Annotated in this window: 24 protein-coding genes and 1 riboswitch; of the genes, 10 read left to right on the top strand and 14 right to left on the bottom strand. The window is 72.2% G+C overall.

All coding sequences use genetic code 11. The features are described from left to right. The first annotated feature begins 3 nt into the window (after nucleotides 1-3). Nucleotides 4-1,512 (top strand): PTS transporter subunit EIIC, encoded by a 1,509-nt coding sequence (locus tag ACH4OW_RS14985; RefSeq protein WP_398027871.1) that lies wholly within the window; start codon nucleotides 4-6, stop codon nucleotides 1,510-1,512. Nucleotides 1,513-1,547: 35 nt separating this feature from the next. On the opposite strand, the gene ACH4OW_RS14980 is transcribed toward ACH4OW_RS14985, so the two are convergent. The 6 genes from ACH4OW_RS14980 to thrC form a co-directional block, all read right to left on the bottom strand. After that, complete coding sequence (locus tag ACH4OW_RS14980) at nucleotides 1,548-2,150, bottom strand: Uma2 family endonuclease (RefSeq protein WP_360125759.1); 603 nt, start codon at nucleotides 2,148-2,150, stop codon at nucleotides 1,548-1,550. Nucleotides 2,151-2,277: 127 nt separating this feature from the next. Then, on the bottom strand, nucleotides 2,278-3,108 hold the full coding sequence (locus tag ACH4OW_RS14975; protein ID WP_398027869.1) for an SDR family NAD(P)-dependent oxidoreductase: 831 nt from the start codon (nucleotides 3,106-3,108) through the stop codon (nucleotides 2,278-2,280). Between the two features lie 153 nt (nucleotides 3,109-3,261). Further along, nucleotides 3,262-4,884 (bottom strand): chaperonin GroEL, encoded by a 1,623-nt coding sequence (groL, locus tag ACH4OW_RS14970; RefSeq protein WP_030022296.1) that lies wholly within the window; start codon nucleotides 4,882-4,884, stop codon nucleotides 3,262-3,264. 371 nt (nucleotides 4,885-5,255) lie between these two features. Next, nucleotides 5,256-5,459: a cold-shock protein gene (locus ACH4OW_RS14965; RefSeq protein WP_003986833.1), complete on the bottom strand. Its 204-nt coding sequence runs from the start codon at nucleotides 5,457-5,459 to the stop codon at nucleotides 5,256-5,258. 433 nt (nucleotides 5,460-5,892) lie between these two features. After that, complete coding sequence (locus ACH4OW_RS14960; RefSeq protein ID WP_360125754.1) at nucleotides 5,893-6,171, bottom strand: MoaD/ThiS family protein; 279 nt, start codon at nucleotides 6,169-6,171, stop codon at nucleotides 5,893-5,895. Nucleotides 6,172-6,288: 117 nt separating this feature from the next. Then, nucleotides 6,289-7,578 (bottom strand): threonine synthase, encoded by a 1,290-nt coding sequence (gene thrC, locus ACH4OW_RS14955; RefSeq protein WP_360125752.1) that lies wholly within the window; start codon nucleotides 7,576-7,578, stop codon nucleotides 6,289-6,291. Nucleotides 7,579-7,595: 17 nt separating this feature from the next. Further along, nucleotides 7,596-7,753, bottom strand: a riboswitch (SAM riboswitch). A 163-nt stretch (nucleotides 7,754-7,916) separates the two neighbouring features. On the opposite strand from thrC, the gene ACH4OW_RS14950 reads away from it, so the two are divergent. After that, nucleotides 7,917-8,864, top strand: coding sequence for a glucosyl-3-phosphoglycerate synthase (locus tag ACH4OW_RS14950; RefSeq protein WP_360125750.1), 948 nt, complete (start codon nucleotides 7,917-7,919; stop codon nucleotides 8,862-8,864). An 87-nt stretch (nucleotides 8,865-8,951) separates the two neighbouring features. Beyond that, on the top strand, nucleotides 8,952-10,409 hold the full coding sequence (locus ACH4OW_RS14945; RefSeq protein WP_360125748.1) for a trehalose-6-phosphate synthase: 1,458 nt from the start codon (nucleotides 8,952-8,954) through the stop codon (nucleotides 10,407-10,409). A 13-nt stretch (nucleotides 10,410-10,422) separates the two neighbouring features. On the opposite strand, the gene otsB is transcribed toward ACH4OW_RS14945, so the two are convergent. The 3 genes from otsB to ACH4OW_RS14930 all read right to left on the bottom strand — a co-directional run bounded on the left by otsB (nucleotide 10,423) and on the right by ACH4OW_RS14930 (nucleotide 12,973). Next, nucleotides 10,423-11,280: a trehalose-phosphatase gene (gene otsB, locus ACH4OW_RS14940; RefSeq protein WP_398027865.1), complete on the bottom strand. Its 858-nt coding sequence runs from the start codon at nucleotides 11,278-11,280 to the stop codon at nucleotides 10,423-10,425. 87 nt (nucleotides 11,281-11,367) lie between these two features. Further along, entirely contained in the window at nucleotides 11,368-11,637 is a 270-nt protein-coding gene (locus ACH4OW_RS14935; RefSeq protein ID WP_360126017.1) for a DUF3263 domain-containing protein, read from the bottom strand. A 64-nt stretch (nucleotides 11,638-11,701) separates the two neighbouring features. Beyond that, the gene (locus ACH4OW_RS14930) at nucleotides 11,702-12,973 is read right to left on the bottom strand and encodes an extracellular solute-binding protein (RefSeq protein WP_398027863.1); all 1,272 of its coding nucleotides are present in this window, start codon (nucleotides 12,971-12,973) and stop codon (nucleotides 11,702-11,704) included. 258 nt (nucleotides 12,974-13,231) lie between these two features. Between ACH4OW_RS14930 and ACH4OW_RS14925 the strand changes: the two genes are divergently transcribed. The 3 genes from ACH4OW_RS14925 (at nucleotide 13,232) to ACH4OW_RS14915 (ending at nucleotide 16,588) form a co-directional block, all read left to right on the top strand. Beyond that, nucleotides 13,232-14,164, top strand: coding sequence for an ROK family protein (locus ACH4OW_RS14925; RefSeq protein WP_398027861.1), 933 nt, complete (start codon nucleotides 13,232-13,234; stop codon nucleotides 14,162-14,164). Beyond that, nucleotides 14,164-15,375, top strand: a complete 1,212-nt coding sequence (nagA, locus tag ACH4OW_RS14920; protein WP_398027859.1) for an N-acetylglucosamine-6-phosphate deacetylase — start codon at nucleotides 14,164-14,166, stop codon at nucleotides 15,373-15,375. Before ACH4OW_RS14925 ends, nagA begins: the two co-directional genes overlap by 1 nt. A gap of 283 nt (nucleotides 15,376-15,658) precedes the next feature. After that, nucleotides 15,659-16,588, top strand: a complete 930-nt coding sequence (locus tag ACH4OW_RS14915; protein WP_360125739.1) for a 1-phosphofructokinase family hexose kinase — start codon at nucleotides 15,659-15,661, stop codon at nucleotides 16,586-16,588. Nucleotides 16,589-16,639: 51 nt separating this feature from the next. Here ACH4OW_RS14915 and ACH4OW_RS14910 read toward each other — a convergent pair whose 3' ends face one another. Both ACH4OW_RS14910 and cdgB read right to left on the bottom strand, forming a co-directional pair. Continuing rightward, on the bottom strand, nucleotides 16,640-17,605 hold the full coding sequence (locus tag ACH4OW_RS14910) for a carbohydrate-binding protein (protein WP_398027856.1): 966 nt from the start codon (nucleotides 17,603-17,605) through the stop codon (nucleotides 16,640-16,642). Nucleotides 17,606-17,839: 234 nt separating this feature from the next. Then, a complete protein-coding gene (gene cdgB, locus ACH4OW_RS14905) occupies nucleotides 17,840-19,528 on the bottom strand; it encodes a diguanylate cyclase CdgB (protein ID WP_360125736.1) in 1,689 nt (562 codons plus the stop codon). Between the two features lie 302 nt (nucleotides 19,529-19,830). Between cdgB and ACH4OW_RS14900 the strand changes: the two genes are divergently transcribed. Then, complete coding sequence (locus ACH4OW_RS14900) at nucleotides 19,831-20,433, top strand: flavin reductase family protein (RefSeq protein WP_398027854.1); 603 nt, start codon at nucleotides 19,831-19,833, stop codon at nucleotides 20,431-20,433. Between the two features lie 104 nt (nucleotides 20,434-20,537). Here ACH4OW_RS14900 and arfB read toward each other — a convergent pair whose 3' ends face one another. Beyond that, nucleotides 20,538-20,975, bottom strand: coding sequence for an alternative ribosome rescue aminoacyl-tRNA hydrolase ArfB (arfB, locus tag ACH4OW_RS14895; RefSeq protein WP_360125732.1), 438 nt, complete (start codon nucleotides 20,973-20,975; stop codon nucleotides 20,538-20,540). A 225-nt stretch (nucleotides 20,976-21,200) separates the two neighbouring features. Between arfB and ACH4OW_RS14890 the strand changes: the two genes are divergently transcribed. After that, the gene (locus ACH4OW_RS14890) at nucleotides 21,201-21,776 is read left to right on the top strand and encodes a TerD family protein (RefSeq protein ID WP_030022317.1); all 576 of its coding nucleotides are present in this window, start codon (nucleotides 21,201-21,203) and stop codon (nucleotides 21,774-21,776) included. A gap of 419 nt (nucleotides 21,777-22,195) precedes the next feature. On the opposite strand, the gene ACH4OW_RS14885 is transcribed toward ACH4OW_RS14890, so the two are convergent. Further along, nucleotides 22,196-23,536, bottom strand: a complete 1,341-nt coding sequence (locus tag ACH4OW_RS14885) for an SGNH/GDSL hydrolase family protein (RefSeq protein ID WP_398027851.1) — start codon at nucleotides 23,534-23,536, stop codon at nucleotides 22,196-22,198. Nucleotides 23,537-23,860: 324 nt separating this feature from the next. On the opposite strand from ACH4OW_RS14885, the gene ACH4OW_RS14880 reads away from it, so the two are divergent. Then, complete coding sequence (locus ACH4OW_RS14880) at nucleotides 23,861-24,358, top strand: hypothetical protein (RefSeq protein ID WP_398027849.1); 498 nt, start codon at nucleotides 23,861-23,863, stop codon at nucleotides 24,356-24,358. A gap of 254 nt (nucleotides 24,359-24,612) precedes the next feature. Here ACH4OW_RS14880 and ACH4OW_RS14875 read toward each other — a convergent pair whose 3' ends face one another. Beyond that, entirely contained in the window at nucleotides 24,613-25,314 is a 702-nt protein-coding gene (locus ACH4OW_RS14875) for a pentapeptide repeat-containing protein (protein ID WP_398028217.1), read from the bottom strand. Nucleotides 25,315-25,558: 244 nt separating this feature from the next. Here ACH4OW_RS14875 and ACH4OW_RS14870 point away from each other — a divergent pair, with 244 nt between their 5' ends. Next, nucleotides 25,559-26,557: a zinc-binding dehydrogenase gene (locus ACH4OW_RS14870; RefSeq protein WP_398027848.1), complete on the top strand. Its 999-nt coding sequence runs from the start codon at nucleotides 25,559-25,561 to the stop codon at nucleotides 26,555-26,557. Nucleotides 26,558-26,617: the final 60 nt, after the last annotated feature.

The raw sequence follows: 26,617 nt of genomic DNA, 5'->3' as shown, positions 1-26,617 counted from the left end.
CACATGTCCGATGACAAGCACCGCGCCACCGCCGCCGCGATCCTCCCCCTGGTCGGCGGCGCCGCCAACGTCACCTCCGTGGCCCACTGCATGACCCGGCTCCGCCTCGGCCTCAAGGACCGCTCCCTGGTCCGCGACGCGGAGTTGAAAGCCCTGCCCGCCGTCCTGGGCGTCGTCGAGGACGACACGTACCAGATCGTGCTGGGCCCCGGGGCCGTCGCCCGCGTCACTCCGGAATTCACCGCCCTGGCCGACGCCGAACGCGCCGCGCGGCCCGCCCGGGAACCGGCGACCGCCACGCCTCCCCCGGGCGCCGCCGCTGCCTCCACCGCCGAAGAACTCGCCGGCCGCGGCGCCGCCCTCAAGGCCCGCCAGAAGGCCAGGAACGCCACCCCGGTCAAGCTCTTCCTGCGCCGGATCGCCAACATCTTCGTCCCGCTGATCCCCGCCCTCATCGGCTGCGGCATCATCGCCGGCCTGAACGGCCTGCTGACCAACTTCGGCGTGCTCCCCGCGCTCGTCCCGGCCCTGGCCGCCATCGCCTCCGGCTTCCTGTCCCTGATCGCGGTCTTCGTCGGCCACCACACCGCGAAGGAGTTCGGCGGCACCCCCATCCTGGGCGGCGCGGTCGCCGCGATCATCGTGTACGCGGGCGTCGCCCAGGTCACCGCCTTCGGGCAGCACCTCTCGCCCGGCCAGGGCGGCGTCCTCGGGGCGCTGGGCGCGGCGCTGCTCGCCGTACGGGTCGAGAAGTGGTGCCGCAGGCACGTTCCCGAAGCGCTCGACGTCCTCGTCACCCCCACCGTGACCGTGCTGGTCGCCGGCCTGGTCACGCTCTTCGGCCTGATGTTCCTGGCCGGCGAGGTCGCCACCGCCATCGGCACCTGCGCGAACTGGCTGCTCGCCCACGGCGGCGCCGCGGCCGGCTTCCTGCTCGGCGGCCTCTTCCTGCCGCTCGTCATGCTGGGCCTGCACCAGGCCCTGATCCCCATCCACACCACCCTGATCGAACAGCAGGGCTACACCGTTCTGCTGCCCGTCCTCGCCATGGCCGGCGCGGGCCAGGTGGGCGCGGCCCTGGCCGTCTACGTCCGCCTGCCGCGCAACCGCTCGATCCGTACGACCATCAGGTCCGCGCTGCCCGCCGGCTTCCTCGGCGTCGGCGAGCCCCTCATCTACGGCGTCTCGCTCCCCCTGGGCCGCCCGTTCGTCACGGCCTGCGTGGGCGGCGCGTTCGGCGGCGGCCTCGTGGGCCTGTTCAACCAGCTCGGCACGGCCACCGGCGCCACCGCCATCGGCCCGTCGGGCTGGGCCCTGTTCCCCCTCCTCAAGGGCAACCAGCCCCTGGGCGCCACCCTCCTCGTCTACGCCCTGGGCCTGGTCACCGGCTACGTGACCGGCTTCCTGGCCACGTACTTCTTCGGCTTCGCCAAACAGGCGCTGAGGGACCTGAACACCCCCAACGCTCCCGCGCCGGCCCCCGCCCGGCAGCACCAGCCGACGACCGTCTGACGCGGTCACGGCACCCGTCGTTCCCGCGCCCCGTCTCAGCGCGGGAACGACGCCGTGTGCAGCGTGCTGAAAAACGGCTCGGGCAGCTCCACCGCCTCACCGAACGGCACCCGCTCGGCGTGCTTGTACGCACCGTTCTGCGGCTCCGTGAACAGCGTCGTCGTCGGCCCGTGCTCGTCGAACCGGTCGATCAGCAGATACGCCGGGACCGGCGCGTGCGCGTACGCCCAGAGCTTCTTGGTCCGGTCGGTCTTCGCATTGCCCTTCGACGTGATCTCGACCGCCAGCAGCGCCTCCGCCGCGTCCACGGGGTCGTTACCGCCCGGATCACTCGCCGCGATCAAGGCCGTGGGCATGACGACCAGGTCAGGGACGTACAGCTTGTCCAGCGGCGCGACGTGGACACCGAGCGTCTGGTAGATCCCCAGGTCGTCGGGGAGCACCCGGTAAAGCAGGCGCTGCACCGCGTCGGCGATGCCGTTGTGGTGCGGGTGGGGCGGTGGTACCAAGACGATCTGCCCTTCGTCGATCTCGGCGCGCCAGCCCTCGGGCACGTCCAGCTCGCGCCACGTCTGAAGCAGGTAGTCCCACGGGCGACCGTGGGGTGCCTGGCCGGTCTCGGCCATCGCGGCGGTCATCGCGAGTCCCTTCTGCAGTGGCCTGAGGAGCCGAGCGTAGATCGACGTTCGCGCGGCACCGGGCCGCTCGTCTCAGCGTCCCACGATCGCGTGAACCACGCACCAAGCTGCCCCGGCACAACGCCCCTCACAGAGCGCACCCATGCAACCCGCCGTCCACGACCAGGTCCTGGCCGTTGACGTACGACGCCTCGTCGGAGGCGAGGAAGGCGACCGCGTCGGCGATGTCCTCGGGGCGGCCGAGGCGGCCCGCCGCCGTCTGGGACCGCAGGTCCGCCGCCTGTGCGTCGCCGATGTCCGACCCCGCGAGCATCGGCGTCGCCACGTAGCCGGGGCTGACCGAATTGACCCGGACGCGGCGCCCGGCGAGCGCGGCCGCCAGGGTACGGGCGAGGTTGTGCGCGGCGGCCTTGGTCGCGGAGTGCAGCGTCGCGTCGGCCCGTCCGCGTTGCAGGAGCGACGAGGCGTTGATGACGACGGAGCCGCCGTCCCGCAGCAGGGGCAGCGCCCGCTGGACGGTGAAGAAGACGCCCTTGAAGTTCACGCCGACCGCCCGGTCGAAGTCGTCCTCGGTGATCTCTTCGAAGGGGGCGGCGGCGTACACCCCGGCGTTGGCGAAGACGATGTCGAGGTGGCCGAAGCGGTCGCGCACGGCCTGCATGACGGCGTCGAGATCGGCGACGGACGCGGTGTCGCCCCGTACGCCCAGCACCCGGTCCACGCCGCCGGCCGCGGCCCCGCCACCGTCCCCGGCCGCGGCCTGCGCCTGTTGCGTCAGCTCGGCCACGGCGGTGTCGAGGCGGCGCTCGTCGCGCCCGCAAACGACCACCCGCGCGCCGTCCGCGAGCAGCCGCCGCGCGGCCGCCAGGCCGACCCCGCTGGTGCCGCCGGTGACCAGGGCGACGGTGTCCGCGCCGAATCGAGCCGTACGGGCGTTCTGCCGGTTCTGTGTCGTCATGGGGCGAGCGTGCCCCGCCGGGCCGGGGGCGACGCATGCCACCCGCGAACCCGGCGCCCGCGGCCGGCCGCGCCGGGAAACGCCGCTGGGGCGGCACCCCCCTGGGAGGAGGGGTGCCGCCCCAGCGATCTGAGGACAGGTGATCCGGGAGGATCAGAAGTCCATGTCACCGCCCGGCATGCCGCCCGGAGCGGCCGCGGCGGCCTTCTCCGGCTTGTCGGCGATGACGGCCTCGGTGGTCAGGAACAGCGCGGCGATCGACGCGGCGTTCTGCAGCGCGGAGCGCGTGACCTTGGCGGGGTCGATGATGCCCTCGGCGATCATGTCGACGTACTCGCCGGTCGCGGCGTTCAGACCGTGGCCGACGGCCAGGTTGCGCACCTTCTCCACGACAACGCCGCCCTCAAGGCCGCCGTTGACGGAGATCTGCTTCAGCGGGGCCTCCAGGGCCAGCTTCACAGCGGCGGCACCGGTGGCCTCGTCGCCCTCCAGCTCCAGCTTCTCGAAGACCGAGGAGGCCTGCAGCAGGGCGACGCCACCGCCGGCGACGATGCCCTCCTCGACGGCCGCCTTCGCGTTGCGAACGGCGTCCTCGATGCGGTGCTTGCGCTCCTTGAGCTCGACCTCGGTGGCGGCACCGGCCTTGATGACGGCCACGCCGCCGGCCAGCTTCGCCAGACGCTCCTGGAGCTTCTCGCGGTCGTAGTCCGAGTCGCTGTTCTCGATCTCGGCGCGGATCTGGTTGACGCGGCCCTGGACCTGCTCGCTGTCACCGGCACCGTCGACGATGGTGGTCTCGTCCTTGGTGATGACGACCTTGCGGGCGCGGCCCAGCAGGTCGAGACCGGCGTTCTCCAGCTTGAGGCCGACCTCCTCGGAGATGACCGTGCCACCGGTGAGGATGGCGATGTCGCCGAGCATGGCCTTGCGGCGGTCGCCGAAGCCCGGGGCCTTGACGGCGACGGACTTGAAGGTGCCGCGGATCTTGTTGACGACCAGGGTCGACAGGGCCTCGCCCTCGACGTCCTCGGCGATGATCAGCAGCGGCTTGCCCGACTGCATGACCTTCTCCAGCAGCGGAAGGAGGTCCTTCACGTTGGAGATCTTCGAGTTGACGATGAGGATGTACGGGTCGTCGAGCGACGCCTCCATACGCTCCATGTCGGTGGCGAAGTACGCCGAGATGTAGCCCTTGTCGAAGCGCATACCCTCGGTGAGCTCCAGCTCCAGACCGAAGGTCTGGGACTCCTCGACGGTGATGACGCCTTCCTTGCCGACCTTGTCCATGGCCTCGGCGATCAGCTCGCCGATCTGGGTGTCGGCGGCGGAGATGGAGGCGGTCGAAGCGATCTGCTCCTTGGTCTCCACGTCCTTGGCCTGCTCCAGCAGGGCGGCGGAGACGGCCTCGACGGCGCGCTCGATGCCGCGCTTGAGGGCCATCGGGTTGGCGCCGGCGGCTACGTTGCGCAGACCCTCGCGGACCAGGGCCTGGGCCAGGACGGTCGCGGTCGTCGTGCCGTCACCGGCGACGTCGTCCGTCTTCTTCGCGACCTCCTTGACCAGCTCGGCGCCGATCTTCTCGTACGGGTCCTCAAGCTCGATCTCCTTGGCGATGGAAACACCATCGTTGGTGATCGTGGGGGCGCCCCACTTCTTCTCGAGGACGACGTTGCGGCCCTTGGGGCCGAGGGTGACCTTGACGGCGTCGGCGAGCTGGTTCATCCCGCGCTCGAGACCGCGCCGTGCCTCCTCGTCGAACGCGATGATCTTGGCCATGTGAAGTGGTCCTCCCGGACTGGGGGTCCCCCCGGACTGCGTCTGGGGGAGGGTGGATACTCCGGACCGCGCTGGCGCCCGCGACGGACGGTCTGCGAGCCTGTGGTTCCTTGCCCCACCGGCCCACGGACCTCACCGAGTCGGTCCTTAGCTGTCACTCTCACTCGTAGAGTGCTAACGCAATGATTAGCACTCGGCCCATGAGAGTGCAAGCGGCTTGGCGGGAGCCATCCCCACAGGGCCCGGGCGTCAAACCGGGTGCGGGCGGATGACCTGGCACTCCCCCGCGTCCCCCTCGACCCACCCAAACACAGAAGGCCCGCGCCCCCATAAGGGACGCGGGCCTCCGTACGCAGCAGTCGGTCGGCGCTTCAGCCGGCCACGCGGACCATGTCCGCCTGCGGCCCTTTCTGGCCCTGCGAGATCTCGAACTCGACCCGCTGACCCTCCTCAAGGGTGCGGTAGCCGTCCATCTGGATCGCGCTGTAGTGGACGAAAACATCCGCACCACCGTCGACCGCGATGAAGCCGTACCCCTTCTCCGCGTTGAACCACTTGACGGTGCCCTGAGCCATGCCTAACTCCCCTATTACTGGCCCTTGCACAGGACCGCACTCCGCGGACCCGGGTCAGACCTCACCCCCCGACAGGAGGGGGTGTGCGCCGGAACGCGTCGACCGCCGCTGAATGTATCTGTCCAACTGCCCAGCGCAACAGGTCAATCGGACGAGAATTCCGGCTGCGAACAATCGCAAATATGGGTAGAAGTGGGGCTTTTCCAGGGCAAGTCGGGCCGGGCAAAGCTCACCAACGCGACAAATCATGTCCACACTTCGGGCACAACTTGCCGGGGTCTCCCTGGCGGCCGACGGCCGCAAAACGCGGGATCACCACAACTGTATCGCCTTTAACAACACGGAATCGCCCCGTCCGCTTCTTGGCGGACGGGGCGATTCCAGCCGAACCACGCGGCGGACCCCAAAAAGATCCGTACGGCTTCTTGACAGCTCAGCAGCCGCCGGCCACCGCCGGAATGATCGAGACGCCCGCGCCGTCCGGCGTCGGGGTCGCCAGGCCCTGCTCGAAGCGCACGTCGTCGTCGTTGACGTAGACGTTCACGAAGCGGCGCAGCTTGCCGGTGTCGTCCAGGACGCGGGCCGCGATGCCGCTGTGGTTCTTCTCCAGGTCCGCGATGACCTCGGAGAGGGTCGTCCCTTCGGCGGCGACCTCGGCCTGCCCGCCGGTGTAGGTGCGCAGGATGGTCGGGATGCGGACGTTGACGCTCATGGTGTTCTGCCTTCCGGCTCGGAGGATGCGGTGAGGCGGGTAAGGGCGCACCGGCGCCCGGGGACGCGTGCGGGGGCTCGCCTCGGCGTGTCGTGGTGTACCGGCGGGTACGGGAGGTCAGCCGGCCAGGCCGGCGGCGCGGAACGCGTCCAGGCTCGGCCGGATCGTGGCCGTGGGCCCGGTCGTCGGCGCGACGGCGTCGAGCGTCTTGAGCCCGTCGCCGGTGTTCAGCACGACGGTGGTCAGCGCCGGGTCGAGCAGGCCGTCCTCGATCAGCTTCTTCGTGACGCCCACGGTCACCCCGCCGGCGGTCTCGGCGAAGATGCCCTCCGTACGGGCCAGCAGCTTGATCGCGTCGACCACCTGCGCGTCGTCGACGTCCTCGACGGCGCCGCCGGTGCGGCGGGCGATGTCGAGCACGTACGGGCCGTCGGCCGGGTTGCCGATGGCCAGCGACTTGGCGATGGTGTCCGGCTTCTGCGGCCGTACGACGTCGTGGCCCGCCTTGAAGGCCGTGGAGACCGGCGAACAGCCCTCGGCCTGGGCGCCGAAGATCTTGTACGGCTTGTCCTCGACCAGGCCGAGCGCGATCAGCTCCTTCAGCCCCTTGTCGATCTTCGTGAGCTGGGAGCCGGAGGCGATCGGGATGACGATCTGGTCCGGCAGCCGCCAGCCGAGCTGTTCGCAGATCTCGTAGGCGAGCGTCTTGGAACCCTCGCCGTAGTACGGGCGGAGGTTCACGTTGACGAAGCCCCAGCCCTCGCCGAGCGGGTCGCCGATCAGCTCCGAGCAGAAGCGGTTGACGTCGTCGTAGTTGCCCTCGATGCCGACCAGCTCGCCGCCGTACACCGCGGCCATGACGACCTTGCCCGCCTCCAGGTCGTGCGGGATGAAGACGCAGGAGCGGAAGCCGGCGCGGGCCGCCGCGGCGCCGACCGCGCCCGCGAGGTTGCCGGTGGAGGAGCAGGACAGCGTGGTGAAGCCGAAGGCGCGGGCGGCCTCGACGGCGATGGCGACGACGCGGTCCTTGAAGGAGTGCGTCGGGTTGCCGGAGTCGTCCTTGACGTACAGGCCGCCGGTGACGCCCAGCTCGCGGGCCAGGTTGTCGGCCTTGACCAGCTTGGTCAGGCCGGGGTTCAGGTTGGGCTTGTCCGCGACGTCGGCCGGGACGGGCAGCAGCGGCGCGTACCGCCAGATGCTGTTCGGGCCGGCCTCGATGCGCTTGCGCAGGCCCTCGGGGTCGCCCGTCGGCAGGTCGTACGCCACTTCCAGCGGCCCGAAACAGACGGCGCACGCGAAGATCGGTCCGAGGTCGAAGCGCTCACCGCACTCGCGGCAGGACAGCGCGACGGCCGGGCCCAGGGAAACGGTGGCGGAAGTGGTGCTCTCAACGGATTGCACAGCCATGGAGGCGAGGCCCTTTCTCCTCATCTTCCTCGCGGCGCATCTCGCCACGAGACGGAATTGGCACCTTCCCTAGCCGGGAGCCTCGCGGGCCGCACGTGACGCGCGGCGACGGAGACCGGCTGGAGGGTTGCCGGGGCTTCAACGGGCCGTATCCCTCTGCCCCTCTGGATGAGCGGTATGGCGCTGGGCCGTGGCCCAGGCGTTTGTCGCGGCGACCCCGGCATGTCCGGGACGATCGCGTTGTTCAAGACTGTAGCCGAAGGGATGGGCGGTTGAGACAGCCGTCCGCACCGCGAGATGGATCACATCGCTGGTCCGGGAACGAAGGAGACGCGCAGGTGCTGCAAGAGGTGGAGCGCTGGCTGGCCGGCCGGTCCTGGTCGGCCGCCGACCGCCCGCTCGACCGGCTGCTGGCCGCCAAGCGCGAGACCGGGCAGACGGTCTCCGTCGTGCTGCCGGCGCTCGACGAGGAGGCGACGGTCGGCGCGATCGTCGAGGCGATCCGTACGGAGCTGATGACGCCGTCGGTGCCGCTGGTCGACGAGCTGGTGGTGCTGGACTCCGGTTCCACGGACGGCACGGCCAAGGTCGCGGCCGAGGCCGGGGCGCGGGTCGTCCACCGGGACGAGGTGCTGCCGAGGCTGCCCGCGCTGCCCGGCAAGGGCGAGGTGCTGTGGCGCTCCCTGCTGGCCACCGGCGGCGACCTCGTGTGCTTCGTCGACGCGGACCTGCGCGAGTTCGACGCCGGTTTCGTCTCCGGGATCGTCGGCCCGCTGCTGACCGACCCGGAGGTGCAGTTCGTCAAGGGCATGTACGACCGTCCGCTGGGCGAGGCGGCCGGGCAGGGCGGCCGGGTCACCGAGCTGGTCGCCCGGCCGCTGCTGAACCTGCACTGGCCGCAGCTCGCCGGGTTCGTGCAGCCGCTGGGCGGGGAGTACGCGGCCCGCCGGTCGCTGCTGGAGCGGCTGCCGTTCCCGGTGGGCTACGGCGTGGAGCTGGGCCTGCTGGTGGACGCGCTGCACACGGCCGGGCTGGACGCGCTGGCCCAGGTCGACGTCGGCGTACGCAAGCACCGCCACCAGAGCGGCCAGGCGCTCGGCAGGATGGCGGCGGCGATCTACCGCACCGCGCAGCTGCGGCTGGCCAGGGGCCACCTGGTGCGCCCGCGGCTGACCCAGTTCGAGCGCGGCGAGACCGGTTTCGTGCCGCGCACCTGGGACGTGGACACCGAGGAGCGCCCGCCGATGGCGGAGATACCGGAGTACGCGGCGCGCCGCGCGGCCTGAGCGGAGCTTCCGGGCGCCGCGGAATGCGCGGCGTTCCGCCTGGCCTTGGCACGTTTGAGCGGTTCGGTGGCGGGCTAGTCTCGCAACATGGTCTCCGAGCGTTCTGGTGCCCAGGTTCTCGTCGCGTCCAACCGCGGCCCGGTGTCTTACTCGAAGGGGGACGACGGCGCGCTGACCGCCAAACGGGGCGGCGGCGGGCTGGTCTCCGGGCTCTCCGCCATCGGGCCCGACGCCGGCGCGGTGTGGGTGTGCGCCGCCCTGGGCGACGGTGACCGGGAGGCGGCCCGGCGCAGCGGCGGTCACCTGGACACCGCCGACACGGGCGGCCAGCACGTACGGATGCTGGACATTCCCGCCGACGTCTTCGGCGACGCCTACAACGGCATCGCGAACTCGGTGCTCTGGTTCGTCCACCACATGCTCTACCAAACGCCGCTGGAACCCGCCTTCGACGACGGTTTCCGGGCCCAGTGGGCGGCGTACGAGCGCTACAACGCCGCGTTCGCCGACGCGCTCGCCGACGAGGCCGCGCCGGGCGCCGCCGTCCTCGTGCAGGACTACCACCTGACGCTGGTGCCGGGCCTGCTCCGCGCCCGCCGCCCCGACCTGCGCATCGGGCACTTCTCGCACACGCCGTGGGCGCCGGCCGACTACTTCCGGATGCTGCCGGACGACGTGGCCGAGGCGGTGCTGCGCGGCATCCTGGGCGGCGACCGGGCCGCGTTCCTGACCCGGCGCTGGGCCGAGGCGTTCGCGGACTGCTGTGCGGCGGTGCTGGGCGCCGAGGTCACGCGCGAGGGCGGGGAGCCGAGCGTCACCTACGAGGGCCGTACGACCCGGCTCGGGGTGCACGGCCTGGGCGCCGACGCGGAGTTCCTGCGGGAGCGGGCGCACCGGCCCGACGTGGACGAGCGGCTGGCGGCGCTGCGCGAGCAGATCGGCGGCCCGGACCGCAAGACGATCGTGCGGGTGGACCGTACCGAGCTGTCCAAGAACATCGTGCGCGGCCTCCAGGCGTACCGGGCGCTGCTGGCCGGGCGCCCCGAGTGGCGCGAGCGCGTCGTGCACGTCGCGTTCGCCTATCCCTCCCGGCAGGACCTGGCGGTCTACCGCGCTTACACGGACGAGGTCGGGCGGCTGGCCGAGGAGATCAACGCCGAGTTCGGCACGCCGGGCTGGCAGCCGGTCGTGCTGCACGTGAAGGACGACTTCGCGCGGTCGCTGGCCGCCTACAGGATCGCCGACGTGGCGCTGGTCAACCCGATCAGGGACGGCATGAACCTGGTCGCCAAGGAGGTCCCGGTGATCTCGGAGGCGGGCTGCGCGCTGGTGCTCTCCCGCGAGGCCGGGGCCTACGCGGAGCTGGGCGAGGACGCGGTCTGCGTCAATCCGTACGACGTCACGGGCACCGCCCGCGCCCTCCACGAGGCGCTGTCCATGGAAGGCGGCGAGCGGGCGGAGCGCACGAAGCGGCTGGCCGCTGCCGCCACCGCGCTGCCGCCGGACCGCTGGTTCCTCCAGCAGCTGCGGGCGCTGGAGCGGTAGCGGCGCCGGGCCCTCAGGCGGGCGGTGCCCCCAGCCGGTCCGCGAGGGCGCCGAGCAGCGCGACGACGCCGGGCGGCCCGTCGACGACGAGGTCCGCGCGGTCGGCCAGCTCGGCCACCTCCGCGCTGCCGCTGCACACCAGCACGCCGGCCAGGCCGTCCGAGCGCAGCTTGTCCACGGCGGAGTAGGCCGCGAGGTCGCCGAGGTCGTCGCCCCCGTACAGGACGGTGCCGGCGCCGGTCTCGCGGACGAAGTCGGCGAGCGCGACACCCTTGTCCATGCCGGGCGGGCGCAGTTCGAGGACGTACCGGCCCGGCTCGACGATCAGGCCGTGCCGCTCGGCGAGTGCGTACAGGGGCCCGCGCAGCAGGTCGTAGGCGGCCTGCGGGTCCTCGGCGCGGCGGGTGTGCACGGCGATGGCGCGGCCCTTGTCCTCCACCCAGGAGGCGTGCCAGGCGCCGAGTTTGTCCAGTACGCCGGGGAGTTCGGCCTGTACGGCGGCGACGCCGGGGGGCGGCGCGGGGGCCCGTACGGTGCCGGTGGCCGCGTCCCAGCGCTCGGCGCCGTAGCCGCCCAGGACGACGAGCCGTTCCAGCCCTGCCGCGCCCGCGAAGCCGCCGAGGCGGACCGCGACGCCGGCCGGGCGGCCGGTGACGACCACCAGCGCGCCGAGCAGCGGCGCCAGGCGGGCGAGCGCCGCCACGGCGCCGGGGTGGGCGCGGGCTTTTTCGGGGTCGGGCACGATGTCGGCGAGCGTGCCGTCGTAGTCGAGAGCGATCACGGCTCGGTCCGGCCGGTCCAGCAGCGCGGCGAGACCGTCGCGCCCGGCGTCGGTGGCCGGCGTCGGCAAGGAGTTCGGGGGGCTGCCCATGGCGACGAGATTACCGGTCGGCCGCGGGCGCGTGCCGGGGGTACGGGGCATCGGCGGCCCGCGCCGTCGCCGCCGTACGGGGCCGGGTCAGCGGCGGCCGCGCCGGGCCTCGCGGACGCGGCGCAGCCGGTTGACCGTGACCGGGTCGTGGGCGAGCGCTCGCGGGTCGTCCAGCAGCGCGTTCAGCAGCTGGTAGTAGCGGGTCGGCGAGATGCCGAGCCGCTCGCGGATGACCCGCTCCTTGACGCCCTGCCGCGGCCAGGAGCGGCGCTCGACACCGAGCACCGCCTCGTCCTGCGCGGACAGTGCCCCTATGCCACCGCCCCCGGTGCCGCCGTCGGTGCCGTCACTTGTCATCACGCGTCCACGATAAGGCCGGGGTACGACAATCCCGTGCCGCGCCCGCCCGCCGTGCGGCCGCTCACTTGGCGGTGTTGTCCGCCTCGTTCGCGGTGTTCTGCATGTCGCTGAGCACGCCGGCCGGGTTGCCGTTCGGGCCCACCGCGGTGCCCATCTTCGCCTTGACGGTCTTGCTGACCAGCGGCCAGGAGGTCTTGTTGGCGGGGTAGAACTCGGCGTTGTCCAGCTGGCGCAGGAAGCTGTGCAGCTTGGCGTACTTCTTGTCGGCGAGCATCGCCTGCGAGCCGGAGGTGGTGACGGGCAGCAGGCCGTAGCCGCCGGAGAAGTCCATGACGTTCTTCTCGTTGTAGACGAAGTCCAGGAACTTGCCGACCTGGCTGCGGTGGCCGCCCTGCTTGAACGCCGTCATCCAGTCGGCGACGCCCATGGTCGCCTTGGCCTTGCCGGAGACGCCCGGCAGGTCGACGGTGCCGTAGTCGACGCCCTTGGCCTCGGCCTGCTTCATCAGGGTGGGGTGGCCGTTGAGCATGCCGACCTCGCCGGCCGCGAAGGCGTTGAAGGCGTCCTGGCGGTTGAGCTTGGCCGGGTCGGTGCCGGTCAGGCCCGGGGCGACCAGGTCCTTCTTCAGCCATTCGAAGGTCTTGACGTTCTCCGGCGAGTCGATCGTGTACTTGCCGATGCTGTCGGTGTAGCTGCCGCCGCCGCTGAGCATCCACATCAGCGTCTCGGCCTGCGTCTCCTCCGGGCCGAACGGCAGCGCGTACGGCATCTTCACGCCCTTGGCCTTGAGCTTGGCCGCGTCCGCCGCGATATCCGCCCAGCTCTGCGGCGGGTCGGTGATGCCGGCCTCGGCGAAGAGCTTCTTGTTGTAGAAGAGGCGGCGGGTGCTGGCGCCGAAGGGCATGCCGTACTGGCGGCGCTGGTACTCCCCCGCCTGCGCGAGGGCGGGCACGAAGTCGGCCTGGACGGGGATGCTGAGCAGCTGGTCGGCTCCGTAGAGCTTGCCTTCGGCGGCGTAGTCCGCGTACGCGCCGATCTGCGCCATGTCCGGTGCCTTGCCGGCCTTGACCAGGTCTTCGACCTTCTTGTCGACGTCCTTCCAGCTGTAGACCGAGACGTCGACCTTGATGCCGGGGTTCTGCTTCTCGAAGTCCTTGACGAGCTTGTCCCAGTAGTGCTGGGAGGAGTTCGCCTCGTTGTCGCCGTAGTCCGCCGCGATGAGCTTGAGCGTGACGTCGCCGCCGTCGCCCGCGCCGCTGCCGCAGGCGGACAAAGAGAGCGTCATGGCCGTGGTGAGTCCCGCTGCTGCCAGGCTCAAGTACCGCCGCTGCACTGCCGTTACCGCCTTTTGTCCCGAATGTTCCGTGCTTGCCGGGGAATGCCCCGAGGCTTCAGGGGCCCGCCCTCAACCGGCATGAACGACGAGTCTCCCCCGTTTACCTACACAAGGTCTACACCACCCCTCATATCGCTTGCGTATCACCTGTCACACACAGGTCACAGCGGCGCGGTGACGGCCGATCGGAGCGGAACCACGCCGTCCCCGCGAGTGGACTAGACCTTTCAAGGCGACTCGCGCGAAACTGTTCCCGTGAGACACGTCATCGCCCTCGATGTGGGCGGCACCGGAATGAAAGCCGCCCTGGCAAGCGCGGACGGCACGCTGCTGTACGAGGCACGGCGCCCCACCGGCCGCGAACGCGGCCCCGAAGCCGTCGTCGCCTCGATCCTGGACTTCGCCGAGGAACTGCGCGACACCGGGCTGCGGCGGTTCGGCGCCCCGGCGGCCGCGGCTGGCGTCGCCGTACCCGGCATCGTCGACGACACACAGGGCATCGCCGTCTACGCCGCCAACCTGGGCTGGCGCGACATCCCCCTGCGCGACCTGCTGTCCGAGCGCCTGGGCGGCGCCCCCGTCGCCCTCGGCCACGACGTACGCACCGGCGGCCTGGCCGAAGGCCGCATCGGCGCCGGCCGCGGCGCCGACCGCTTCCTGTTCGTGCCCCTCGGCACCGGCATCGCGGGCGCGATCGGCATTGAAGGCCGCATCGAGGCGGGCGCGCACGGCAGCGCGGGCGAGATCGGCCACATCGTCGTACGGCCCGGCGGACCCGCGTGCGGCTGCGGGCAGCGCGGCTGCCTGGAGACGCTGGCCTCGGCCGCCGCCGTGGGCCGCGCGTGGGCCGCGGCCTGCGACGACCCGCAGGCCACCGCGGCGGACGCCGCCAAGGCCGTCGAGTCCGGCGACGTACGGGCCCGGGCCGTGTGGCAGGACGCGGTGGCCGCGCTCGCCGACGGCCTGGTCACCTCGCTCACCCTGCTCGACCCGCACACACTGATCATCGGCGGCGGGCTCGCCGAGGCGGGCGACACGCTGTTCGAGCCGCTGCGGGAAGCGGTCCGCGAGCGGGTGACCTTCCAGCGGCTCCCCCTCATCGTTCCGGCGGCGCTCGGGGACGCCGCCGGCTGCCTGGGCGCAGGTCTGCTCGCCTGGGATCTTCTCTCCACGGAGGTAACTGCCTGATGCCGCTGCAACAGTCCGGGGACAGCGCCCCGAGCCCCCGACGGACCGTCCTGACCGGCGCCCGCGTCGCCCTGCCGTCCGGCGTGGCCGACGCGGGTGTGGTGGCCTTCGAGGGCACCCGTATCACCGACGCGGCGGACGCCGCCGGTGCGGCCGCCCCGGCCCCCGGCGACCAGGTCGTCGACCTGGCCGGCCACCTCGTCGTCCCCGGCTTCGTCGACATGCACGTACACGGCGGTGGCGGCGGCTCCTTCTCGTCCGCCGACCCCGAGGAGTGCCTGACGGCGGTCCGCACCCACCGGCAGCGCGGCACCACCTCCCTCCTCGCCTCGACCGTCACCGGCGACCTGGACGACCTGGCCCGGCAGGCCGCCGTCCTGTCCGAACTGGTCGAACAGGGCGACCTGGACGGCATCCACTTCGAGGGCCCGTTCATCTCCCCGCACCGCTGCGGCGCCCACCAGCCCGGCCTGCTGCGCGACCCCGACCCGGCGGACGTGCGCAAGCTCGTCGACGCCGCGCGCGGCACCGCGAAGATGATGACCCTGGCGCCCGAGTTGCCCGGCGGCCTGGAATCCGTACGGCTGCTCGCGGACACCGGCGTGATCGCCGCCATCGGCCACACCGACTCCTCGTACGACGCGACCCGCGAGGCCATCGACGCGGGCGCGACCGTCGCCACCCACCTGTTCAACGCGATGCCGCCGCTGGGGCACCGCGCGCCGGGGCCGATCGCCGCGCTCCTGGAGGACGAGCGGATCACCGTCGAGCTGATCAACGACGGTACGCACCTGCACCCCGCCGTCCTGGAGATGGCCTTCCGGGACGCGGGCGCCGACCGGGTCGCCTTCATCACGGACGCGATGGGCGCGGCCGGCATGGACGACGGCATGTACCCGCTCGGCCCGATGACCGTCGAGGTCAAGGACGGCGTCGCCCGCATCAGCGGCGGGCCGACCGCCGGCTCCATCGCGGGCTCCACGCTCACCCTCGACCGCGCCTTCAAGCGCGCGCTCACCATCGACGGGCTGACCGTCGCCCAGGCCGTACGGGCCCTGTCCGGAAACCCGGCCCGGCTGCTCGGCATCGACGGCCGCACCGGCTCGATCTCGGCGGGCAAGGACGCGGACCTGGTCATTCTGGACGCGTCGTACGACCTGGTGGGCGTGGTACGGCGGGGCGCTTGGGTGGTGCGGCCGCAGGGAGTGTGAGGAGGTCCCGCGGGTGACCGCCCGACGCGCCCACAGGGCGTACGGCGGGGCACCGGCGGGACGGGTGAGCAGGCCGCGCTCCGCGTGGCACATGGCCGGTTCGGCGCCGCCGGGCCGGTACCGACCGTGCGGCGGTTGGCCCAAGGGCTGGGCCAACCGCCGTTCGCGATGGCATGATCGCTGCGCACTCGCGCACCCGCGCACCTGTCCGTCCCGCACGGGTACACCGGCCGCAGGCCCGGAGTACCGCCGTTTGCCCACGTACGTTCCGGGGAGGGGGAACATGATCCTCACGGTCACGCTGAACGCCGCCCTCGACATCACCTACCGCGTGCCCCGGCTCCAGCCGCACTCCACCCACCGTGTCACCGAGGTCTCCGAACGCCCCGGCGGCAAGGGGCTCAACGTCGCCAGGGTGCTCACCGCGCTCGGCCACGAGACGGTCGCCACCGGCTTCGCGGGCGGCGGCACCGGCGACGCGCTGCGCGCACTGCTCGCGCAGGAGACGGAGGTGACGGACGCACTGGTCCCGGTCGGCGGCGCGACCCGGCGCACCGTCGCCGTCGTGGACGCCTCCACCGGCGACACCACGCAGCTCAACGAGCCGGGCCCGATCGTGACGCCCGCCGAATGGGACGCGTTCACCGCCACCTACCGCGAACTGCTGTCCGGCGCGCGGGCGGTGGCGCTGTGCGGCAGCCTCCCGCCGGGCGTCCCCGTCGACGTCTACGCGCGGCTGACCCGCGCCGCCCACACGGCCGGCGTGCCCGTACTCCTGGACACCAGCGGCGAACCGCTGCGCCGCGGCCTCGCCGCCCGCCCCGACCTCGCCAAGCCCAACGCGGACGAACTGGCCGCCCTCACCGGCTCCACCGAGCCCCTGCGCGCGGCCCGCGACGCGCGGCGCCGCGGCGCCCACACGGTCGCCGCCTCGCTGGGCGCCGAGGGCATGCTCGTGGTCACCTCGGACGGCGCCTGGCAGGCCGCCCCGCCCGAACGCATCGCCGGCAACCCGACCGGCGCCGGCGACTCCGCGGTGGCCGGGCTGCTCTCCGGCCTCGTCGAAGACCTCCCCTGGCCGGCCCGCCTGGCCCGCGCGGTGGCCCTGTCGGCCGCCACGGTACGGGCCCCGGCGGCAGGCGAGTTCGACCGCCCGACCTACGAAGGGCTGCTGGACCACGTCACGGTCACGGAGCACTCCGCGGCGGGGTGAGAACCCGCCTCCGCCCGGCGGCGCCTGGGGGCGGCGCGGCGGTGCCTTCGGTCAGCGCTTGACGTGCCCCGCCTTGAGGAAGACCCGGTCGAGGTTGACCTCGCACTGGTCGCCTTGCTCGCAGGAGATCTTGATCGTGTTGGTGCCCTTGTTGAGGTTGATCCACCGGAAAGTGGTCGTCCAGCCCTTGTCCCAAGCGCCCTCGGAGGCATGGGCGAAGTTCGACATGTTGATCTTGTCGCTCTTGCCCCCGTTCACCCCGAGCGTGGTCTTCGCGTCCTTGCCCGGCACGCCGTAGTCGATGAGCAGCGTGTAGTCACCGCTCTTGGGGACGTCGACCGACCAGGTGGCGGAGGCGCCGACCTTGTTCAGCGACACATACGCGCCGTCCGCCGCCTTGGCGCCCGGCACCGACTTGTCCGTGCTCGCCTCCGGGCTGAGCGAGAGCGACGCCGCGGCCTCCTTGGGCAGCGGGCCCTGCGACGGCTTGCCGGACGGCGTCTCGCTGGGCTTGACGGACTCGCCGGCCGTCGGGGTCGGGTCGGCGCCCGCCTCGTCCTTCTTGTCGCCGTTCTTGTTGGTGAGCATCGCCACGCCGATACCGATGCAGACCACCGCGACGACCGCGACCGCGCCGATCAGCAGGCCCTTGTGGTTGCGGCGGGGCGCACCGCCGTGCCCGTGGCCGGGGGGCGGGCCCTGCCGCGCGTTGTCGCCGCCCGGAAGCGTCTCGGGGGCCGCGTAGTGCGCGTTCTGCTGCCCGTACGGCTGCTGGTTCTGCTGCCCGTAGGGCTGCTGGGCGGGAACCTGCTGCTGGCCGTACTGCCGCTGCCCGTACTGCCGCTCGCCGACCGCGCGCACCTGGTTGTACGAGGCCCGCGGTACACCCGGCCGACGCGCCGCCGAGCCGTTGCCCGCCGCGCCCTGTGCGCCGTTCTCGCCGCCTTCGGAGCGGTAGAGGTGGGCGAACGGGTCGTCGTCCTCGGGCGTGCCCGCGCCGTTGTTGCCGGCCGTCATTCCGTGTCACTCCCAGCGGTCTGTACGAGTTGGCTGTACTGATCTTCGGCCCTCGGCGGCGCCGCGCCGCATCGGCGCAGCCTACCCCGTTCGAGGGATGCCACGCCGTCGCGGAACCGCCACAGGATCGCTACGGATACGCGCCCCGCAGGCACGGCGCGGGTGCGGTACGGGCGCCGCGGCGACCCGGTCCGGCGCGCGGCTCGGCGCGTCGGAGCACGTCGGCGCGCCCGGTCAGCCCGCGCGCCGGTTCGCCTTCGAGCGGGACCGCTTCTCGACGTACATCCGCTGGTCGGCGGATTGCAGGACTTCCTCGGCCGACATCCCGCAGGCCGCCCAGCCGATGCCGAAACTGGCGCCGACCCGCACCGCCCGGCCGTCCACCCGGATCGGCGGGACGATGCCGTTGCGCAGCCGGACCGCGAGGTCCTGCGCGTCGGCCTTGCCGAGTCCGTCCGCGAGCACCACGAACTCGTCACCCCCGAGCCTGGCGACCGTGTCGCCGTCCCGGACGCCGCCCGTCAGCCTGCGGGCCACCTCGATGAGCACCGCGTCACCCGTGTGGTGCCCGAAGCGGTCGTTGATGGACTTGAAGCCGTCCAGGTCGCAGAAGAGGACCGCGAGGCCCTTGGCCCCGTCGTCCTCCGGCCCGTCCGACGGCGCGATCACGTGCACGTGGTGGTCGTACGGGCCCGCCGGCACCCGTTCCGGGCCGTCGGCGGTGTCGTACGCGTCGAAGACCTCCGGGCCGTCGGACCGGAAGCCGTGCGCCTCCTGGAAGGCGGCGACCGAGGCGGCGGACGCGGCGGAGGCGTACGCGTCCGCCTCCGAACCCGGCGGCCGCGAACACAGCCGGGCGCCGAGCCGGGCGCGCAGCTCGGCGGCGTTGGGCAGGCCGGTCAGCTGGTCGTGGCTGGCACGGTGCGCGAGCTGCAACTCGTGGCGCTTGCGCTCCTCGATGTCCTCGACGTGGGTGAGCAGGAAGCGCGGGCCGTCGGCGGTGTCGGCGACGACGGAGTTGCGCAGCGAGACCCACACGTACGTGCCGTCGCGGCGGGCCAGGCGCAGTTCGGCGCGCCCGCCCTCGGCGGACGTGCGCAGCAGGGTGCCGATGTCCTCGGGGTGGACGAGGTCGGAGAAGGAGTAGCGGCGCATGGCGGACGCCGGGCGCCCCAGCAGCCGGCACAGCGCGTCATTCGTACGGTGCAACCGTCCGTGCTGGTCACCACCCATTTCAGCGATTGCCATACCGCTCGGCGCGTAGTCGAACGCCTGCCGGAAGCTCTCCTCACTGGCCCGCAGCGCCTGCTGCTCGCGCTCCAGGCGCACCAGCGCGCGCTGCATGTTGGCGCGCAGCCGGGCGTTGCCGATCGCGATGGCGGACTGGAACGCGTACATCTGGAGGGCTTCCCGCCCCCACGCCCCGGGACGGCGGCCGTTGCGCGGCTTGTCGACGGAGATCACGCCGAGCAGTTCGCCGCCGCCGTTCGCGGCCGCGTACATGGGCGCGAAGAGGCGGTCCATCGGGTGCCACTCGTCGGGGAAGCGCGGTTCGGGTCCGGCGGTGTGCCACTGCGGCACATCGTCGTCGTCCAGCACCCAGCCCTCGGTGTGCGGGATGAAGCACAGGCCGCCCCAGCGCTCGCCCATGCTCAACCGGCGGTCCCAGGAGGCGCGCGAGCCGACCCGGCCCGCCATCAGGGCCTCGGCACCGGCGCTGCCGGCGACCGCGGCGACGACGAGGTCACCGTCCGGCCGTACGAGGTTGACCGCGGCCAGCTCGTACCCGAGCCCGGTGATCACTCCGTCGGCGACGGTCTGCAGGGTGTCTGCAAGGCTGCGTGCGGTGTTCAGCTCGGCGACCACTTGGTGCAGCTGCCGCAGGGTCGCAAGACGGACGTATGGCTCCGACTCGGTCTCCATCGCTCGCTCTCCCCGAGACCTCGACAGCAACTCCAGGATTCTGTGTCGTCCGATTGCCACGGCCACTGAATCACAGTGAGCTGTTCACTCGGTACACAGGGTCAACAATTACTGGCTGCTGTGACTCAAGTCACAGAGCGTGGCGGCCACTTGATGATCTTCGCGGGAGGGCCGCTGGAGGCACTTCTACAATTCCTGAACGCAAATTGGGACGCAAGGGCAGCCTCGGCCGCCGGACCTAGGGCGCGTCTGGTCCCCGGGCCCGATGCGGGCCGCCCACGCGCCCCGTTAGCGTTCATGGCGTGTTCACGAAAACCTCCGCCACCACGCCAGGCGATCGCTCCGCCGCGCCCGTCGCGCCACTCTCCGCGCCCGGTAACGGCGCGATCCCCCATCCTGGAGGGGTGAGTGACGAGGAGTTCCGCGCCGCCCTGTCCCGGCTCGCCGCCGGAGTCGTACTGATCACCGCGCACGATCCGGAGGACGGACCGCGCGGCGAGGACGTGGGCATGACCGCCACCGCCTTCCTGTCCGTATCGCTCGAACCGCCCCTGGTGATGGTGAGCGTTCGCAACGACTCCCGGATGGACGACCTCCTGGAGCGACAGCCGCTATGGGCGGTTTCGGTGCTGGCGGAGGGGCAGCGGAACATTGCGGGCCGGTTCGCCATGAAGAACCGCATCAGCGACCGACTGCTCTTCGAAGACATTCCCACCGAACGGGGCGAAGAGTCCGGAGCACCGCTGATCGGCGGCGCACTGGCCCGCCTGGAATGCCGTACGGAACAGCGCGTCGTGGCGGGCGACCACACGCTGGTGATCGGCCGGGTCCTGTCGGCGGGCATCCCGGCCGGCGACGGAGGCCCGCTGCTGTACTTCCGGGGGAAGTACCGGCACGTGGGGTGAGGGAGGTGCGGGCCAGGGGCTGACCGCGGAGAGGCCCCTGGGCGGGAGGGGCGGGAGGGGCGGGAGCGGCGGGCTGGTTCATGTCCAGCCTTCCGGGACCGGGCTCACATCCAGTCGCGGCCGGAGCGGCCGCGCTTCGTGTCGCCGCGCTGCTTCTTCTCCCGCAGCCGGCGCTCGTTGATGCCCCGCGGAACGCGGCTTTTGCGCCGCGGCTTGGGCGGCGGCGCGGTCACCTCCGCGAGGAGCGCGGCGAGCCGCACGGCGGCGGTCTCCCGGTTGCGCCACTGCGAACGGTGCTCGGAGGCCCGTACGGACACCACGCCGCCGTTCAGCAGCCGACCACGCTCGGCCAGCCGCGCGAGCGCCCGCTCCTTCCACACCTCCGGCAGCGCCTCGGTGCCCGCCACGTCGAAGCGCAACTCCACCTGGCTGTCCGAGGTGTTGACGTGCTGACCGCCGGGGCCCGAGGAACGCGTGAACCGCCACACGAGCTCGGCCTCCGGAAGAGCGACCGCACCGCGGATGACATAAGGCCCTGACATGCCCCTATGATCCCGCGTCCCCCCGCCCGCGTCACCTTCTTTTGCCCGGCCGCCACTGCCGCCCCCCTTGCCCCTCTCGCCCCGCGCGGCCACCCGGCATCAGAGATTGGCAAAGAAAGTAAAAGGAGCTGGAACCCGACGGTCCCCTCATCGCGTTTAGCAGGGTGACGGTAGCTTCGTCCGCAGTACGGAGCCCGACGATTCGACGAGGAAAGGGACATCCCCATGGCTGTAAGCCTGTCCAAGGGCGGCAACGTCTCGCTCACCAAGGAGGCACCGGGCCTGACCGCCGTCACGGTCGGCCTCGGCTGGGACGTCCGCACCACCACCGGCACGGACTTCGACCTCGACGCGAGCGCCATCGCCGTCAACACCAGCGGCAAGGTCTACTCGGACCAGCACTTCGTCTTCTTCAACAACAAGGTCACGCCGGACCAGTCCATCGAGCACACCGGTGACAACGTCACCGGTGAGGGCGAAGGCGACGACGAGCAGATCAAGGTCAACCTGGCCGCCCTCCCGGCCGACATCGACAAGATCGTCTTCCCGGTCTCGATCTACGACGCCGAGAACCGCAGCCAGAACTTCGGCCAGGTGCGCAACGCGTTCATCCGCATCGTCAACCAGGCCGGCGGCGCCGAGATCGCCCGCTACGACCTGAGCGAGGACGCGGCGACCGAGACCGCCATGGTCTTCGGCGAGCTGTACCGCAACGGCGCCGAGTGGAAGTTCCGCGCCGTCGGCCAGGGCTACGCCTCCGGCCTCGTCGGCATCGCCAAGGACTTCGGCGTCAACGTCTGATCCAAAGCGACCCCAAGGACACGGCCCGCACGCACCTGAGCGGCCCGCCTCCCGTCCTGGACGTCTCCCCGCCGCGCCCCACCGAAAGCCTCATCTCGGTGGGGCGCGGTGCTGTTGGGGGGAGGGTGGGGTGCGGTGCTGTTGGGGGGGTGGGGTGCTGGTCGGGGCGGTGGGTGGGGTGCCGTGACGGCTTGTGGGCGCGGTGCTGGCCGGGGGCGGCGGCTTGGGCGCGTGCGGGACCGCCGTCCGGCTATGTCAGACCGCACTCCGCGCTCCTCCGTGCTCCGTCCTCCGTCCTCCGTCTCGGTCTTGCGCAGCGTCTCGGACCTGTGCAGCGTTTCGGCCTTGCGCAGTCTTTCGACCTTGCGCGGCGTTTCGGCGGAGAGTCCGGAGCGGCCCGCGTTCCCGGCGACCTGGCCTCAGAGCTCGTCGAGATCCACCGCCGCGGCCATCGCCCGGTACCCGGCGTCGCTCGGGTGCAGGTGGTCGCCGCTGTCGTACGCCGGTGCCAGCCGGTCCCGGTCGGCCGGGTCGGACAGGGCCCGGTCCAGGTCGATGACCTCGTCGTACTCACCGGAGGTGCGTATCCAGTCGTTGAGCGCGTCGCGCTTGGCCTCACCACGCTCGGTGTAGTACGCCGCGCCCTTGAACGGCGTCACGGTCGCACCGATCACCTTGACCCCCGCGGCGCGCGCCTGCCGGATCAGCTCCCGGTGGCCTTTGACGAGCTGGGCGGCCGACACGTCGGGGGCCCAGCCGTCGGGCCAGTTCGGCGAGGCGCTGGCGCCGATGTCGTTGATGCCCTCCAGCACGATGACCGTGCCCACGTTCGGCTCGCCGAGCGCGTCGTGCCGGAAGCGGGCGACGCCCTTCTCCCCGGCCCAGATCGAGTCCACGGTGACCCGGTTGCCGCCGATGCCCTGGTTGAGCACGCTGCGCGGACGCCCCTCGGCCACGAAGCGCTCCGCCAGTACGTCCGGATACCGGCGGTTCGTGTCGACGGAGGAGCCGTAGCCGTCGGTGATGGAGTCGCCGAAGGCCACCACCGCGCTCCGGCGTGCGGCGTCCTTGCCTCCGGAGACCTCGACGCCCGACAGGTAGTACCAGGACACGGACTTCTCCGTGAACGCGGCGGCCCCGGTGTCCGACCGGTGGTCACCGGCCGCCCGGTAGGACGTGGCCAGGGCCGCTTGGTGGAACGTGGCCGGCCCGGTCGGCCCCGCCAGGTACAGCGTCACGGTCAGGGACTCCAGTGCCCGTACCTTCATCGGCAGCCCGTCGCTGCGCACCTCGCCGCCCGCTGGCACGGTCACCGACCGCTTTCCACCGAAGAGCAGGTCCCGTACGGAACCGTTATGCACGGCCGCCCCCTTGCCCGCGCGGGCGAGGGTCGCGCCGGTCACCGTCAGCGGCGTACGGCCGTACCTGTTGGTCAGTTCGATCCGGGCCTTGGCGCCGCCGGTACTGACCCGCACGACCTGCCGGACCGTTTGGCGGGCGAAGCCCTGCGTCGACCAGTTGGGGATCACCGCGTGCGGCGCCTGCGGCGAGGCCGCCCAGCCGCCTCGCCACTCCTTCCCGCTGCCGTGCGCACGGCCGCCGTGCTCACTCCCGGCCTGCGCGGCGCCTCCCTCCCCTGCTCCCGCGGCCCCCGCCGCAGGTGCGGCCGCCGCCGCGACCGGAGCCCCCTCCGTACCGAACGCCGGAACCGCCGCCAGTGCCGCGGCGGCGAACAGCGCGACACCCGAGCGTCTGGCCATGGAACCCTTCATGATCCATCCCCACCCTCTGACTCGTGGCTTCTCCGGGCACGTCCGCTGACGTACCCGTTTCCCTACGGCCACCGGCCTGCCGACCGGCCATAAGGCGTACGGCTCCCCCGTGCTTCCCCCGCGCCCCCTCCGTATCTCCCTTGTATCTCCCCCACCCCGCCATGTCTCCCCCGTACGGACGATCGGTACGGCGCACACGGACGGCCGCGTACGGCTCGGACGACCGTGGGCGGCCCCGGACGACCGAGTACGGGCCCTGGACGACGACCGCGGAGGCGCGGCCGAACGTACGAACGTGACACCATCAAAGACGTGATCGACCTCGGCTATTCCCTCTCCCGTCGCTTTCCGGACCCGCCACAAACGGACTACCGCACCGCCGACGTACGTGCCCTGCGGTACGACCTCTTCTGCGGCGACGTCTATATCGCCGACACCAAGGAGGACCGCGAGGTCTCCACCGCCTGGGGCTGGGTGCCGGTGCTGGACTTCGCCTGGGCGCTGTGCGACATCATCGAACGGATCGACCGCGACCCGCGCGGCAGCCGCGCCGCCCAACCGCAGTTCGCCGAACTGGACTTCACCGAGTCGGCCGACCGGATGTACTTCGAGCGCCGCTTCGGCTGGGTGGACGTCGACGCCGACTGGATGCCGGCCGACGAGGCACCGCTGACCTTCCAGCACTCCGCGCTGCGCCGCGAGGCCCGCGACTTCCTGCACGACCTGATCGCCGACCTCACCGACATGCACGACGGGCTCGCCGACAACCCGACCGTATGGGACCTCCAGGCCCGCTTCCCCCGCGTCTGACCCGCACCTCGCACCCCTCCTTCACGACAGTCCTCCCCGCCCCAGTCCCCGACCCGGCTCCCCCTCCGGTCCGGCTCCACCCGGCCCGGCTCCACCCCCGGCTCCGTCTCCGGTCCGGCTCCCCCCGGTCCGGCTCCACCCCCGGCTCCGTCTCCGGTCCGGCTCCCCCCTTCCGCCCCCGACTCGGGCTACCGCCCAGTACCCGGCCCCGAGCCACCGCCCGGGCCCGCCTCACCCCGCCCCGCCTCGCCCCGTCACTCCACGCGCACGCCCATCTCCGCCGCGAACGCCGGCGCCAGGTCCATCAGCTGGGCCGCGCTGATCACCGCTCCTGCCAGCCGGTCGATCCCCCGCGCGATGTCCAGCCTGGCCACCCCGCGCAGGTCGACCTCGCGCATCCGCACCCCGCTGAAGTCCACCCGGGACAGCGTGCAGTCGTCGAAGCTGACCCGCTCCAGCTCCGCGCCGGCGAAGTCCGCCTCCACCAGCACGCACCCCTCGAAGGCGACGTCTTTCAGCTTCGCCTTGCGCAGATTGAGGAAGTCGATCTTCCCGCCGCGCACCACCACCCGCTCCAGCGCCGCCGCATGCATCTGAACGCCGCCGAGCCGCGCGTCCAGGACCTCGACGTCCCGCAGCGACACCTGAGACAGGTCCGTACCGACCCCGCGCACCTCGTCCAGCACGCTGTCGATGAACCGCGCCCGGCTGAGCACCGTCTCGTCCAGCGCGCACCGCCGCACCGCGCAGTCCATGAACCGCGCCCCGCGCCCCGCCTGCCCGGCCAGGTCGGCGTCCACGAACTCCAGCCCGTCGTAATCACCCTCGGTCTCCAACTCCGCGCCCGGGTACGGCCGCAGCTCCGGCAACCGCACCGCCGGCCGCCGCACCGCCCGTACGGCCTGACCGGCCCGTGCCGTCTGCCCCGGCCGCCCCGACTTCCCGCCCCGCTCCATCACGCGTCCCACCGCCTTTCCGTACCGCCCGATCCCGCACACCGCCATCTGCACCCATCGTGAACCACCCCACTGACAATCCCCCGAACCACGCCCCTGAGCTGCACAAACACCACCCCCACACGAACTCGCCGACGCCCCGCCCGAGGTTTCCGCGATCACGGCTTGACCTCAACCAAAGTTGAGGAATCAGAGTGAAGACCGCAAGCCTCACCCGGCCACCACTCCCGCCAGGAGCCCACTCATGCACGCGATCCGCCTCCACGCCTTCGGCCCCGCCGAGAACCTCCGTTACGAGCAGACCGAAACCCCGCTCCCCGGCCCCGGCCAGGTCCGCATCGCCGTCGCGGCGGCCGGCGTCCACCTGCTCGACACGGCGCTGCGCGAGGGCACGGAGGGCGGCCCGTTCCCGCTCCCCGACCTCCCGACCACTCCCGGCCGTGAGGTCGCCGGCACGGTCGAGGCCCTCGGCGCGGACACGGACCCCGCGTGGCTGGGCCGCCGGGTCGTCGCCCACCTGGGCCCGAACCCGGGCGGCTACGCCGAGAAGGCCGTCGTCGACGCCGAGAAGCTCCACGACATCCCCGACCGCCTGGACGAGGCCCAGGCCGTCGCCATGATCGGCACGGGCCGCACCACGATGGGTGTCCTGCTCTTCGCCGAACTCACCGCCGCCGACATCGCGATCGTCCCGGCCGCGGCCGGCGGCATCGGCTCGCTGCTCGTCCAGCACGCGAAGAACGTCGGGGCGACCGTCATCGGCCTCGCGGGCGGCCAGGCCAAGACCGAGCGCGTACGACAGCTCGGCGCCGACCTCGCCGTGGACTACAAGGAGGCCGACTGGCCCTCTGTTGTACGGGCCTTCCTGGACGAGCGCGAGGCGCCGGGCGCCACCATCGTCTTCGACTCCGTGGGCGGCGAACCGGGCCGCGCCGCCGTCGACCTGCTCGCCCGCGGTGGCCGTCACCTCGTCTTCGGCTGGTCCTCGGGCGGCCCGCTGGAGTTCGCCGAGGGCGAGCTGGCCGAGCGCGGCATCACTTCCGAGTACGTGCTCGGTCCCGTGATGATGGCCAAGGCAGGCGGCGACAATCCGATGCGCACCCTGGAGACCGCGTCCCTCGCGGAGGCAGCGGCCGGCCGCCTCGTACCGGACGTGCAGCGCTTCCCGCTCCGCGAAGCGGCGGCCGCGCACCGCGCCTTGGTGAACCGCGGCACGATGGGCAAGGTCGTGCTCGTCCCGTAAGCCGCCGGCCCCGGATCCCCGACCGGTCCCGGACCCCCGACGCGCGTACGGCAGCCCGGC

The sequence above is a fragment of the Streptomyces sp. NPDC017056 genome (genome assembly GCF_044332485.1).
Classification (GTDB): Bacteria; Actinomycetota; Actinomycetes; order Streptomycetales; family Streptomycetaceae; genus Streptomyces.
This window is presented reverse-complemented; position numbering and strand designations above follow the sequence as displayed.